Origin of the sequence: Acaryochloris thomasi RCC1774 (genome assembly GCF_003231495.1) — a bacterium.
Classification (GTDB): Bacteria; Cyanobacteriota; Cyanobacteriia; order Thermosynechococcales; family Thermosynechococcaceae; genus RCC1774.
This window is the reverse complement of the sequence record NZ_PQWO01000002.1, coordinates 207,398-220,597: the sequence shown is the minus strand read 5'-3', so window position 1 is coordinate 220,597 and position 13,200 is coordinate 207,398. Positions and strand designations below refer to the sequence as shown.

Below are 13,200 nucleotides of genomic sequence, written 5' to 3'. Positions count from 1 at the left end.
TATAACTGATGTTACGAGAGAGGCTAGACCCCACCATGCCTAAAAACGGCTGCCATTATTGAAAACGCGGGATAGTTGATCAAAATTCTCCAGCACTCTACCGGTTCCTAAAACCACGCAGCTCAGAGGATCTTCCGCGACATGAACAACAATGCCGGTTTCATGGCTCACAAGCGTATCCATGCCCTTGAGCAAGGCCCCCCCGCCCGCCAGCATAATGCCGCGATCGACAATATCTGCAGCCAGCTCCGGCGGCATTCGCTCCAGCGTGCGTTTCACAGATTCCACAATGGCAGAGAGCGGCTCGGTCATGCTTTCCCGAATTTCGGGTCCCTTCACTAAGACAGTACGGGGAAGACCCGACAGCAGGTGAAGGCCGCGCACATCAATAGAGGCATCATCATTGCTGTTGCTGGGATAAGCAGAGCCAATTCTGATTTTAATATCTTCTGCCGTTCGTTCTCCGATGACCAGATTATGAACCTTTTTCATATACTGCGTGATCGATTCTGTGAGTTCATCCCCCGCAACCCGGACAGACTCACTAATCACGCTGCCCTGCAGACTCAGCACCGCCACCTCGGTGGTGCCGCCGCCAATATCAATAATCATGTTGCCGGTCGGCTCTTCCACCGGGAGACCCGCCCCAATCGCAGCCGCTACCGGTTCGTCTAGAAGATGGACTTCCCGTGCACCAGCCTGGGTTGCGGCCTCAATCACAGCCCGACGCTCTACGCCCGTCACACCACTGGGAATGCCCACAATGACGCGGGGAGCCACCAGATTTTTGCCCCCATGCACCCGTCGAATAAAGTGCTGCAGCATCAGCTCGGCCTTCTCGAAGTCAGCGATGACACCATCGCGCAGCGGCCGAATGGCAACCACATTACCAGGGGTTCGCCCCAGCATTTGCTTTGCATCAGCCCCCACCGCCAGCGCTTGATTTGTGATCTGATCAACAGCTACCACTGATGGCTCTTGCAGGACAATGCCCTTACCAGAGACGTATGCAAGCGTATTGGCTGTCCCGAGATCAATACCAATATCCCGTGATAATCGACTAAACAGGCCCACTAGATCCTACCTTTGCAAAGTTAAGTGATGTCTACGAGAAAACGACCGACTGGCGTGAAAACAACAGGTAGTCGAGCTGGATTCTATTATGTTTTGTGTCCTGCGTCCAGCAATGCAGAGTTTGTGAAGCTACCCCCGCAACTGTCCAAGCTTAAGATTGAGAATTGAAAGGCCAAAGATACCCAGGAATAGAACGAGTCCAATGGCGCATCCATAACTATATTCCAAGTCTGGGATGGTGAACGCTTTTTCGTAAAGATAATAGACAATCGTTTTAGAGCTGTTGAGGGGGTTCCCTCGGGTCATGACAAAAACTTCTTCAAACACCTTGGTGGCCGAGATCGCTGAGATCACGCCCACCAAAGCGAGATAGGGTCGCATCAGCGGAATTGTAATATCCCAATGCTTTTGAATGCCGTCAGACCCATCAATGGCTGCAGCTTCGTAGAGATCGGCCGGAATAGCCTGCAGTCCAGCCAGGTAAATCACCATGTAGTAGCCCAAGCCCTTCCAGACGGTGACGGACATGACGCAAAAGATGGCGAGACTCGGATCCGTGAGCCAGCGAACGCCGGTATCAGAAAAGCCCAGCAGCTTGATAGCTTGATTGAGGAGGCCGGTTTCAGCGTAGAGCCACTTCCAGGCGATACCGGCGACCACCATTGAGATCACAACGGGGGTGTAGTAGGCGGTGCGGAACCAGGTCACGCCTTTAAGTTTCTGGTTGACGAGAATCGCCAGTCCCAGGGGCACAATCACCAAAATGGGGACAACGCCGATGAGGTAAATAACTGTGTTTCCGAGGGTCTTCCAGAAGATTTCATCTTGCCAGAGTTTTTGGAAGTTACCGAGGCCAATCCACTCGGGCGCTTTATTCAAATCTTCGTAGCGCGTAAAGCTGAAGTAGAAGGCTTGAGCAGCGGGCCAAAAGACCACTAGCGTCAAAATAAATAGGGCTGGGAACAGAAATAAATAGGGCGTCAGCGTCTGCATGGGGATGCGCTGCCACCATCGAGGCTGCCCAGCAGGCCGTCCCATTGGCATTCTAGATTTTGCTTGAGCCTCTGCAGGCTGATGATCCTGCGGCTTGTGATCGATCATGTTTAATTTATCGGTTGGCGCACCGTTAGCATCCTAAACCAGATGGATGATCGCGCAGGGGTTGCTCAATTGGCGTAGGCTCCTGGGCTGGCTGGCCGTTCACGTCTGTTCTTGATTGAAGAGGGCAAAAATCTCTTTACACACCTGTTTAAGCTGCTCCTGAAAACCTGGTGGCGGCGGCGTTGTGCCTAAAAATGTCCAGTCGCCTATGGTGGAAAATTTCCAGCGTTCGCTGCCGAAGGGACCAAAACAGGCCGCCTCAATTCCCAGTAAACGATGCTCCTGAAGACGAAGCTGAATCAAAGTATGGCCCGCCGGTAAGTTGAAGCCCATATCTATGGAATCAGGATCAACCCATTCCTGCGTGTCGGGATCGCTCGTCCAGGGTTTTAGGTTAGCCTTGACCTTAGGAAATTGCTGCTTAAAAAGGTTAACAATCGCAGCAATTTTTGCCGCTGTCTCAGGACTGGTGGCTCGCTCCGCCGCATTCATCTCTCAAACAACTCCTTTGCCACACACTGAACGTCCCAAGATCATGGGGAACACAACCCAACAATTCACTATCGATGTTTAATAATGTAACGGTACTTGATCAGCGCGATTGATACTAGAACTACTAAATTGTTAATGGGGCGGGTAGGCTGCAATGCGCAAATTTCAGTTAGGACTGCTGACGCTAGTGATGTCGTTTGGGGTGCCGTTGGGGTTGCGATCGCAACCTTTCCTCCGCACCGCTCCCCCTGAAATTCAGCAGCTTGTTCAAGATCGTCCGACGCAGCCTATCGCAACGGCCTTGACCCCTTCCCAGCAGGGCTTAACAGTCCCTAGCCTTTGGTGGACCGATCGACAGTATGGCCAGAAGCTCGTCGTCAACTGGCTGGTTTATCCCCCTAACACGGCCGGACAAAAACAGGTCAATTTGATCATTCGCTCCGATATCTGGTCGCGGTATACCTACTCCGAACGATACGCCGTCATCAATCACTTCGGCACCTTTGCCAATCAGTACGGTCACCAGCTTGTCGTTCTCAACCGCCAAGGCACCACCCTCGCAGCCTATGTCTGCGATCTTGCAAAGACACCGCCCACCTTTGTCGAGGGCGCTCTAGACTTCCAGAGTCAGGCCATTCCTGAATATCCCCTCACGAGTTCCCCCAGCCGATCTGACTGTCAGCTTTGGCTGAGTCCCATCGCGACACAGAGCGGGTTCTAAGTAGGTTGCGATGGCCTACGGCCCAATTACGGTAATCGCATCTGCTGCCAAAGATTTTGAAACTGTCGCCGCGTTTCTTCAGACAGTGGCGTCAGAAACTCACTGTTTTCAAAGATGGCGTTATCGACCAGCAAAGGCGCTAACTGGCTTTTCGGCAGCGAAAAATCCTGGAGCAGCGGCGAGAGAGCAGCGGTAAATTGAGAGAGGGCCTCAGCAACCTCTGGTTTCCACCAGAAATCAACCCAATCATTAATAGCGCCGGAATCACTTTGACTGGACTGCACCCACAGATCGGCCCACAGCGCCGTGCCCGAGGCTGGGGCAACGACGCGAATTTCAGGCTCTCGCTTCAAAATCGGCAAAATATCCGCAGACCAACCGACAGCAGCCCAGGCATCGCCCATAATGAGTGGCTCTAGGTAATGAGTAGAGTCATAGAACTTTACCTGCTGATCTAGGCTTTTAAGCTTGGGCAGCAGCGCCTCTAGATCAGCAGGATTTTCAGCGTTATAGGACTGCTGTAGGGTCTTGAGAGTCAAACCAATCACTTCTCGAGCCTGATCAGGAAGACTAAATCGGTTCTTGAGTTCGGGACGCCATAGATCTGACCAGTCCGTCGGTGTCCAGCCCAGAAACTTAAATTTGTCACGACGGTAGGCTAGCAGCGTCATGCCCCAACGGTAGGGTGCCCCCCAAAGATCACCAGTATCAGTCAAGGAGCCGTTGCGATCGCGTCGGACTAAATCCTGCCAGCGCGAAGGCAGAGTAGACCAGCGAGGGCTTCGCTCTAGATCAAGCGGCTGAATCAACTTTTGTTGAATGGCGGGAGCCAACCAATAGTCCCCGAGACTTACGAGGCGGGGCGGGGACGCAGAAGCGGCCTGCTGTTGCCAAGACTCTAGCTGCTGAAAAAGATCGGATAAATCTGCCTTGACCTTGAGGTTGGGCGAATCAGACATCGCACGACGCGCCTGCCGCAAAAGCTGAGGGGGCAGTGCATTTCTGAGCAAATAAACCTGCAAAGCATTGGGACTACCGGACTGGCACCCTAAAACCATTTGGCTCAGGGCAAGGGTACTCAAGCCCTGAAGCAGCTCACGTCGTCTCATGTTGACCTAGATTTAGACCCTCTCTAGCCTAACGAATTCAGGTACTTTTCTAGCGCGGCGCTGCGGCACTTATTTCACCGGCCTGCGTCAGGTTGCCTGAATCGAATTTGCTTCGTATAGCAGTACTCGGCTGAGTTAGGACAGCCTTTCTTCAGCGGACATGACTTTCAACCGTGTTGATGTCCTAATCAATACGCGTACCGCTATATTCTAAGGTGCACGTGCTTTAACTTAGGGCAGTACACTGAGGCATCGGCTCAGCAGGAGCAACCCGTACATCAGGTTCAAGGTGACGATATGGCAAGACTCTCTTCAAAATGGCGGCGCAACACACAGGTAACCCTATCGTTACTGCTTTTATCTGCCGGAGGGGCCATCGCCACAGAGACACCGCCCAGCGGCCCAGACACAGCCCTCCCCCGGCAGGACTTAAAAGCTCAGAGGCCAGCAGCGAACCCGATTGTTGCCCAACAGAGAACGGATGCGAAGGGAGAGGCAAACTGCCCTGACAAAGCAGAAGCTACGATTGGTGAGCCCACCATTCAGGTGGCTTGGTATGAAACCCAAAATCATGCAGTTGCCATTTGTCGCACGGCAGAGGGCGACCCTTACTATCACGGCATTCCCAAACCCGGCACGAACCAGGTCATCAATGACATCACCCTACCGGCCTATCGAAACGGTCGCGGCTACAGCGCCATTACTGAGGCAGGAATCTACAGTATTAACGACCAAGAGTTACGGATTACCCAAAACGGTCAAACCCTCGTACAGGAATCAGTCCTAGCCCCTTCGGCATCTCCAGCCCTCGCCCCAGCAGCCAAAGCAGAACCGCGCTTTGCAGCTCAGCCGACGGCAGGCTGGACCCTCAGCTTTGATGCCGACACCAACACTGAAAACAGAATCGCCTTTGACATCAACGTACGCGAACCTGACACCACAACGGATCGCAAAGCAACACTCGCCCAAGGCGCACAAATCGGCATATTGCAGTTAACACAGGCCAGTGGCCGCAGCCTAAATCTAGATGGCTATCAATGGGCCATCGACGACCAGTCCAGGCTGTACGTAGGTAAAAGTGGATACAAGTATCTGCTAGCAACCTACAACTACGGTCGCGTAGAACCAACTTCTTACCAGCTACAGATGGTCTGTCAAACGCGGGCATCAGGCAGCGCCGCTTGCCAACTCTCTGATAATGGTCCCCTATTGAACGGGCAGCTCGTGAGTCAGGGACAGCTTTACTTTGGCCCAACAGAGCGCCGAGTCCGGCGCAACACAGATCCGACAGCAGCCGCAGCAACAGGCGTCGTTAAAAACATTGCGCCCGAGACGACCCCTGATCAAGCGCTGGAGCAAGCGATTCTAGCCCAGTTTTCTGAACAAGAGCAAACCTCTCAAACCTTTCGGTATGTCTATAATCGTGCCGACCTCAACAGCGACGGCAAAGACGAGATATTTGCCTATCTGGAGAACTCTTCTTTCTGCGAGGGGCAGCGCTGCCCACTCCTGATTTTTGAGACCCAGCCCTCAAGCTACAGATTGCTGACAAAGCAATCACTGGTAGCTCCCCCAGTGATTGTGAACGATAGCAAAACCTGGGGCTGGAGCGATCTCGTCTTTACTGATGTGGATGCATCGGGTAATTCGAAATACCAAATGCTGCGGTATACCGGGAAGCAGTATCCGCAGTTATCTTCGGCGGAGGACTTCAGCCCCAGCCGAGTTTCTGGCACCGCACTGCTGAGTGATCAAGCCGATGAGCCCAATGATGAGGGAACAATGCGCGACATTGCACCAGCGCGCCCCTAAATCTGAAGACCACCCATCGAGTCTCTGAACAAACAGAGAAACTAGACGCTAACCACAGGCTCAGTCGCCAGTTTTTGCACCTGCGCCAGCAAATCCTGGGGATTGAAAGGCTTGGTTAAGTAAGCTGTGCAGCCGGACATTCGAGCGCGTACGCGGTCAATAATGCCGTCGCGTCCCGTGAGCATGACCACGGGCACCTCTTTGAGTTCATCCACTTGACGAACCATGCGACAAAGCTCATAGCCGTCAATTTTAGGCATCTCAATGTCCATTAAAATCACGAGCGGCTGACGCTCAACTAGGTGAGGAATGGCCTCAGTGGGGTCCTGCAGCGATAGCACTTCATACCCAGACGACTCTAGGGAGAGTTTGACAAACTGCTGGATCGTGGCGCTGTCGTCAACGCAGGCAATCACGGGCTGCGCTTCTTGTGTAATCACCTGATAGGGCTGAACACCCAGTACGCCGCTGCGACAGAGGGGCTGGAGACCGGCAGCTAGCTCGAGAACATCGATACCGAGCTGGTGGGCAAGGTCATAGAGGCAAGTTGCTTCTGCAGGGTCGTGACTAATGCCCTGAAGCTGCTGCCATTTTTCGGCTTCTTGCCACACGAATTTAAGAAACTGCTCACGGTCGTGGATAAAAATGCGTTGAAAAGGGGAGGTGAGATCAGCTCGGATCTGCGCCCACTGGCCAATATGATCACGGACCGGCAAAATCAATTGCCGAAACGGCACCGACAGCAGCAGTGGATCAAGACCAATAGTGGCTTCAAAGGCAATGTGGCTCTGGGCAATCGCCAAGAATTGAATCAGGGCTTCTTGGGTACAGATCGCTAGGAGCTTACGAAAATTGTTGAGGGGCAGATTATGGGCCTGCCAGTACTGACATAGAAGCGGATAATCAGAAGTCGCGTCGGCAGGGGTGGGGAGCCCTTCTAAGCCCAGTGAGTGCTTACGCAGAATATACCGCAGACGATCGCCACAGCCCATCGTGCTTTCGGCAAAATGAATTTGTCCAGCGCCGAAATAAACGCGCCAGCCGATGGAGGGATCATTAATGTCTTGAATCTGCAGGCGACCCGATCGCTGTTCGGCAATGACTTTTTGCAAAGCCTTCGCGGGGGAAACCAAAGGTGTATTTTGTTGAGCAGGCATTGACTATAGACTCAGAGAATACGTCATAGAGAGAAAAATGCTCTGAGGTCAGAGAACCTAACCTCTGGGTGGATGTCCCCCAGCATTAACAATGATGAAAGAGAGCCTTCTCTATTATTCTTATGTTCTTAGGATGGACAGCTAGAGTCTTTACGCATATGCGTAAAAATACTTAATTTCTTAATAAATCTAAGATTGGTGTAGCAGATCTCTAAGTATTTATACGGGCAGTGGGGCAGCTTTATCAAAAGGGATGAGACTCAGCAGCATTTTAAGTCTCTCCCAACACCCGTATTCAACGTTTAATGAAATGGGCCGCGAGGAAGTGAGCGGGCGATAACGAAGAGGATGACATGAATCGAACAGTTGTACTGAATTGGCTGGCTGATCACGTACCCAAGCCTCGCGTTAATCATATTTTACGCGTCGAGGAAACAGCCGTGAGCTTGGCACAAAGGCATGATCTTGATCCAATGAAGGCGGGACAAGCGGGGCTGCTTCATGATTTAGCAAAATATTTCAAGGCAGCACGACTGCTAAGAATGGCTCGAGCAGAGGCCCTCAGCCTTGATCCGATCGTTGAAGAAAATCCCCATTTGCTGCACGGTCCAGTGGGAGCAATTGTGGCCCGCGAACAGTTTCGGGTTCAAGATCTTGAGGTGCTTGATGCGATCGCAAATCACACCCTCGGCTCGCCGGACATGAGTCCGTTAAGCTGCGTGATCTTTCTAGCCGACGGCACTGAGCCAGGACGAGGCGACCATCCCAAGCTCAAAGAGATTCGAGAGGTGAGCCAGAACAATTTACATCGGGCTGTAGCATTACTTTGCGATCGCAAACTGCGACGACTACTCAAGAACAAACAGCTTGTCCATCCCCAGATGGTGCTGACGCGCAATTGGGCGCTACAGCAAACCACAGAATAGCCAATGGCTAGCGGGTCACCAATCTTGACAGTCAGATTTTAAACTCTGGACTACAGTGTAAGAAGAAAGCCAAGGAGCATAATTTGTCACCGAATCAACCTTCAGTTTCGTCAATTCAGGCCTCAGCCGACGTCAGTCAGTTGCTCGCCGTGGTGATTGCCCAAGCGGCTGACGATCGCAAAGGCGGAGATATTCAAATTCTGAAGGTGGATGAAGTCTCCTTTTTAGCCGATTACTTTGTGATTGTGACTGGCTTCTCGCGGACACAGGTCCGTGCGATCGCAACCGCCATGGGGCATGCAGCAGAAGAGCAGTGTCAGCGCCAACCCCTACGCAAAGAAGGCCAGTCAGAGGCCACCTGGATTGTGCTGGACTACGGCGATGTCATTGCCCACATTCTGATGCCAGAGCAGCGAGACTATTATGACCTCGAGGCATTTTGGGGCCATGCTGAGCGGCTCAACATTACTCTATCGACCGAATCTAGCGCCGGCCAAACACTCTAGAGCGGATCATCAAAGGCATCATCTAGCCCCTTCAGTTCCTGAGTCATTGAGACCCGGAGCGTATTATTGAGCAGCTTAGCCACTAGGCTCCAGGCAATCCAGCTAGATAACAGAGTAAATCCGCAGATGGCCACAACACCCAGACACTGAGCACCGAAGGACGCAAATCCACCCCCCAGTAATAATCCCAGCCCTGGCCCTTCCGTAATACCGTATTCAGGATAGGCCAAAGGCCCCTCACTAAAAAGTCCCACCGCCAAAGTGCCCCAAACTCCGCCACACAGGTGAACCGGTATACCCCCAACCGGATCGTCAACACAGAGCCTGTCAAGCCAAACCATCGTTAGGATCGTGATAATGCCACCACAAAATCCAATAATGGCTGCGAACTCAATTGCGACATAGGCACAACCCGCAGTAATGCTCACGCACCCTCCCAAGATGCCGTTAATCATAAAAGCTAGACTGGGCTTTGAGAGGTAAAGTGCGCTGGTCAGCATGGCGCCTAGACCGCCTGCAGCTCCAGCCATCATTGTATTGACAACAATATGGGCGACTGCCCCCCCGTTGGCCTCTAGGGTTGAACCCGCATTGAAGCCAAACCAACCCAGCCAGAGAATGAAGCATCCTAAGGTGGCAAACCCTAAGTTTTGTGCCGGTACTGGCAAAATTTGCTTGAGGGACTCATCAGCTTCTCGAAACCAGGGCAACATCTTAATCCGAGGGGGCAAGACATCAAATTCCGCCTGCGAAATCTCTTTGTATTTTCCGACTCGGGGACCTAACATCAGTGTGCCGACAAAGCCGGCACAGCCCCCGACAGCATGAACAACCGTGGAACCCGCAAAGTCCCAAAATCCTAGCTTGGCGAGCCAGCCGTTCCCCCAGACCCAGTGGCCCGTGATCGGGTAAGAGAAGCTGACCAGAAACGAGGCAAAAATGAGAAAGGCCGAAAACTTGACCCGCTCCGCCACAATACCCGAAACGATTGTGGCTGCAACGCCAGCAAAGGTAAGCTGAAAGAAGAACTTGGCGCTCAGAGGCAGTTGAGCATCGCTAAGGGAATCGAAGGCTCCGCGATAGTTGAGGCCGACCGTCGGGCTGTTCTCTGCAGGGCTTTGCAAAAAAGAGCCGGTCAACCCAATCCAGTCGTTGCCGTCTCCGAACATAATGCCAAAGCCAATCGCCCAAAAAGCAACGGTGGAAAAGCAAAATATGATGAGGTTCTTGGCCAGCAAACTAATTGAATTCTTACTCCGGCAAAGTCCAGATTCTAAAATTGCAAATCCCGCGTTCATGAAGAAAACGAGCGCACCCGTCAGCAAGACCCAAACCGTATTTAAGTTAACCTGATAGGTCTGTTGAGCGATCTCAAGCGATCGCAAACGCTGAGCGAATCCCGGCTCTTGAGCAATGGCGGCCAGCCGGTCAGCATCTAGCGTGCCGAGACAACAAAGCAGCAGCGTCAAAAATGCGATAGCCCAGTAACGGTAGCGGAATAGAGGGTGACTCACTTGAGGTCTCAACATATTGATTGTCGGGGATAAATATTTAAATATGGAATGAGCGAACGCACCTGCAAAAGTCAAGGATGCACTTCTACGCCATCCTCTCAATGTCGGCCATTCAGGGTTCAATATCGGGCGCACGTTCAACCTTCAATTCCGACACCACCCCCTTAACCGGCCAGACCTCTGCAGCATCCATTCCTAAAGCACGCTTGATCTGATCGAGGGGCGCTTGACTCGGCAGCTTGACCCCCTCAGCTAGAGCACCCACATTGTGCTTAACTTCGACGCTGGGTACTGTCCCTTTCAGAATAATGGTGCATCCGAACTGAGCAATGGAGACCGTGCGAGCACTCTCGGCATACTCACTTTCGGCCAAGGCTTGCTCCACCCATAGAGCCAAGCCTGCACTGTTGTAGGCACCGTTGGGCGCTAATTTACAAACGTTTTTAGGCCGAAATATCGCCAACCCACCAGCCACCAGAATCAGCAAAGGTAGACCGATCTTCAGCAGACGTTTGGCCATTGAGGGCGGGTGAGCCGTCACAGGCGGGGGCATCTGCCACGGCTGAATAGATAGGGAATTCGTTGCGGTTGCGGCCTCTTCACTGGCTGGTCGTAGAGTCTGAGCCTCTATCAGGGAGGCAGGTGCAGGCAGGGCAAGGCCCGGAAAAGCCGCGGGAGGAGAGACAGGCAATTCTGATGACGGAGCGGGCGTAGATGTAGAGACACTCGGTAGCAGCCATGATTCAGTGGGGGGTTCGATACCGGAAACAGAGGACTGTGGGTATCGATCGCTGAGGGCCTGAATCAATCCTTGGCTTGTCTGAATAACCTGCTCGCAGGACTCGATACCTTGCCTTAACTCTTCTTGCTGGGCAACATCAGTAGTTTTATCGAGTTCAATTTGGTACTGTGATCGCTTTTCTTCCCAGCGATGTAATACATCGAGCCAACGCTGCAGCAAAGCTGAACGCGAGTCATGCGCCTGTTCTTGATCCATCAATACTGTGTCCTAAAGATTCAGATCCTCCCCCTTGGACCTGTGTATCGCAATAGACTATCCGTTTTCACATCCTACTCTGTCTCGTCGCCTTGAAACATAGCTTATAACCTGTTTCTTTCACTATGTTCCTGTGTTAATCTGCAGATACGGTTTTATGCTTTGGATATCTTGGTAATTCCGTAAGAAATATCGCTCATGACGTTTTCTGTCTACGCCAAGCAGTGGCTGGCAGAATACGGGGGGATGAGTTAATCATGTTTGGTATAGCTTCATAATATTTGATGCTTTATCCCGATAAAAGCGGCTGTTTTTGGGATAGCGGTCGTTCCGTTCGATTAATATTTAATGCAGCTCGATATGCGTCAGCTATCTTCGTCTTCTGAGCCCAATAATCAATCTGAGACCCCATCGCTGCAGATTGTGGCTGATATTGCTAATCCACGCCGGGAAGCGGCACTTTCTGGCCGCTCGTCCAGCAGCCTCAATCAAAGGACCCATGGGCCTCTCGGCAGACTGAGTTTCAAGTACAAAATTATCTTCAGTGCACTGGCTATCAGTGTCTTACCCACCCTTGTGGTTGGTGCCATTGCAACGACAGGCTATCAGCAATTGAGTCAGGTTGCTTCATCGGACACAGTTCAAGCGCAAGCCGTTTTGAAGAAACAACAGTCAGCGCTCTATACAGGGACCGGTGCCGTTGCGGTGATGGCAGGTGCGATCGCAACCCTCTTAGCCTATCGATCAATGCGACCCCTGCGGCTGGCGACGCTGACCACAAACCGCGTCGTCCAGCAGTTAGGACGAGGAGAACAGCTCTCTGCACCCGAAAAAGGTGAAGATGAACTCACGGTTTTAGAATCAAATCTGAACCTGATCGCAGTGCATAGCTTGAAGGTGCGATCGCAACAGGCCCTTACCGTCAATCGAACATCCACAGCCTCGCCTGACTCCGATATCGTCTCTGACGAAGCCCCTCCCCCGGCTCTCTCTGACGCTGTTGTTCAACTCGCAGAGACCAGCCGCCTGACCGTTCAGAATCTATCGACCACAGCCTTTGATCAAACCAAATCCGTCGATACCGTCTATCGTCACCTCACTGAATTAACCCACACGGCCCAAGAAACGCTATCGAGCGTACACCAATATATTCAGCACGGGCAGTCCGTCAGCCAGGCCGCTCAAGTCGGAGAACAAACGGTGACGCAAATTAAAGATCACCACGCCTCCATGTGGGTCTCACTCATTGAGGCCGCTACCAAAGTTCAGAACTTAAACCAGCCCATGGAGCGGCTCGACCAGCTGCTGAACCATATCGGCAATCTCTCCTCCAACATCAAGTTAAAGGCCATGAACGCAGCTCTAGAGGCCGCCCGCATCGGTGAGGCGGGCGAAGGATTTGCTAACATCGGCGAAGGCCTCCACGCCCTAGTCCGGCAGCTTGATGAAGGCATTACAGAAGTCGATTCACTCCTAATCGATCTGAAAACCGATGTTCAGACAGCCGCAGCCAAGATGACTCTGGGCCAGCAGCAAGCCAGCTCAGGCAAGCCTTTAATGGTTGTGGCCCAGCAGCAGCTCAGCCAGATTGTCATGCTGTCACAGCAGCTAGAAACGGTCTCTGAGCAAGCCCTAGAAACCGCAACCCAGCAAACTCAGACCTCCACAACCGCCAGCCAAACGATGGTGGAAGTCGCGACCCTGACAAGCCAAATTACGGAGCAAGCCGCTCTGCTGGCCGAGTCGATTGAGCAGTTGCCGACCCTCGCTCAAGAAGGTTAAATAAATGAC

Annotated in this window: 12 protein-coding genes; 5 read left to right on the top strand and 7 right to left on the bottom strand. The window is 52.5% G+C overall.

Annotated features, from left to right (window positions below):
• Positions 1-39: 39 nt before the first annotated feature.
• From C1752_RS03940 to C1752_RS03930, 3 genes are all read right to left on the bottom strand, one after another.
• On the bottom strand, positions 40-1,074 hold the full coding sequence (locus C1752_RS03940; RefSeq protein ID WP_110984747.1) for a rod shape-determining protein: 1,035 nt from the start codon (positions 1,072-1,074) through the stop codon (positions 40-42).
• A gap of 129 nt (positions 1,075-1,203) precedes the next feature.
• Positions 1,204-2,112, bottom strand: a complete 909-nt coding sequence (locus C1752_RS03935; protein ID WP_110985058.1) for a carbohydrate ABC transporter permease — start codon at positions 2,110-2,112, stop codon at positions 1,204-1,206.
• A gap of 162 nt (positions 2,113-2,274) precedes the next feature.
• Positions 2,275-2,667, bottom strand: a complete 393-nt coding sequence (locus C1752_RS03930) for a Tery_1686 family protein (protein WP_110984746.1) — start codon at positions 2,665-2,667, stop codon at positions 2,275-2,277.
• Between the two features lie 154 nt (positions 2,668-2,821).
• On the opposite strand from C1752_RS03930, the gene C1752_RS03925 reads away from it, so the two are divergent.
• Positions 2,822-3,388, top strand: a complete 567-nt coding sequence (locus C1752_RS03925; protein ID WP_110984745.1) for a hypothetical protein — start codon at positions 2,822-2,824, stop codon at positions 3,386-3,388.
• A 26-nt stretch (positions 3,389-3,414) separates the two neighbouring features.
• On the opposite strand, the gene C1752_RS03920 is transcribed toward C1752_RS03925, so the two are convergent.
• Positions 3,415-4,497, bottom strand: coding sequence for an extracellular solute-binding protein (locus C1752_RS03920; RefSeq protein ID WP_110984744.1), 1,083 nt, complete (start codon positions 4,495-4,497; stop codon positions 3,415-3,417).
• A gap of 297 nt (positions 4,498-4,794) precedes the next feature.
• On the opposite strand from C1752_RS03920, the gene C1752_RS03915 reads away from it, so the two are divergent.
• Positions 4,795-6,309, top strand: coding sequence for a COG3650 family protein (locus C1752_RS03915; protein WP_110984743.1), 1,515 nt, complete (start codon positions 4,795-4,797; stop codon positions 6,307-6,309).
• 41 nt (positions 6,310-6,350) lie between these two features.
• Here C1752_RS03915 and C1752_RS03910 read toward each other — a convergent pair whose 3' ends face one another.
• Positions 6,351-7,466, bottom strand: a complete 1,116-nt coding sequence (locus C1752_RS03910; RefSeq protein WP_233501319.1) for a response regulator — start codon at positions 7,464-7,466, stop codon at positions 6,351-6,353.
• A 353-nt stretch (positions 7,467-7,819) separates the two neighbouring features.
• On the opposite strand from C1752_RS03910, the gene yqeK reads away from it, so the two are divergent.
• Together yqeK and rsfS are read left to right on the top strand one after the other, a co-directional pair.
• Positions 7,820-8,392, top strand: a complete 573-nt coding sequence (yqeK, locus tag C1752_RS03905) for a bis(5'-nucleosyl)-tetraphosphatase (symmetrical) YqeK (RefSeq protein WP_110984742.1) — start codon at positions 7,820-7,822, stop codon at positions 8,390-8,392.
• Positions 8,393-8,475: 83 nt separating this feature from the next.
• Entirely contained in the window at positions 8,476-8,898 is a 423-nt protein-coding gene (gene rsfS, locus C1752_RS03900) for a ribosome silencing factor (protein ID WP_110984741.1), read from the top strand.
• On the opposite strand, the gene C1752_RS03895 is transcribed toward rsfS, so the two are convergent.
• Positions 8,895-10,412, bottom strand: a complete 1,518-nt coding sequence (locus tag C1752_RS03895; protein ID WP_158535009.1) for an ammonium transporter — start codon at positions 10,410-10,412, stop codon at positions 8,895-8,897. The two genes, rsfS and C1752_RS03895, sit on opposite strands and share 4 nt — an antisense overlap.
• A 112-nt stretch (positions 10,413-10,524) precedes the next feature.
• Positions 10,525-11,409, bottom strand: a complete 885-nt coding sequence (locus C1752_RS03890) for a hypothetical protein (protein ID WP_110984739.1) — start codon at positions 11,407-11,409, stop codon at positions 10,525-10,527.
• A 360-nt stretch (positions 11,410-11,769) separates the two neighbouring features.
• Here C1752_RS03890 and C1752_RS03885 point away from each other — a divergent pair, with 360 nt between their 5' ends.
• Positions 11,770-13,191, top strand: a complete 1,422-nt coding sequence (locus tag C1752_RS03885; RefSeq protein WP_158535008.1) for a methyl-accepting chemotaxis protein — start codon at positions 11,770-11,772, stop codon at positions 13,189-13,191.
• The last annotated feature ends 9 nt before the right edge of the window (positions 13,192-13,200 follow it).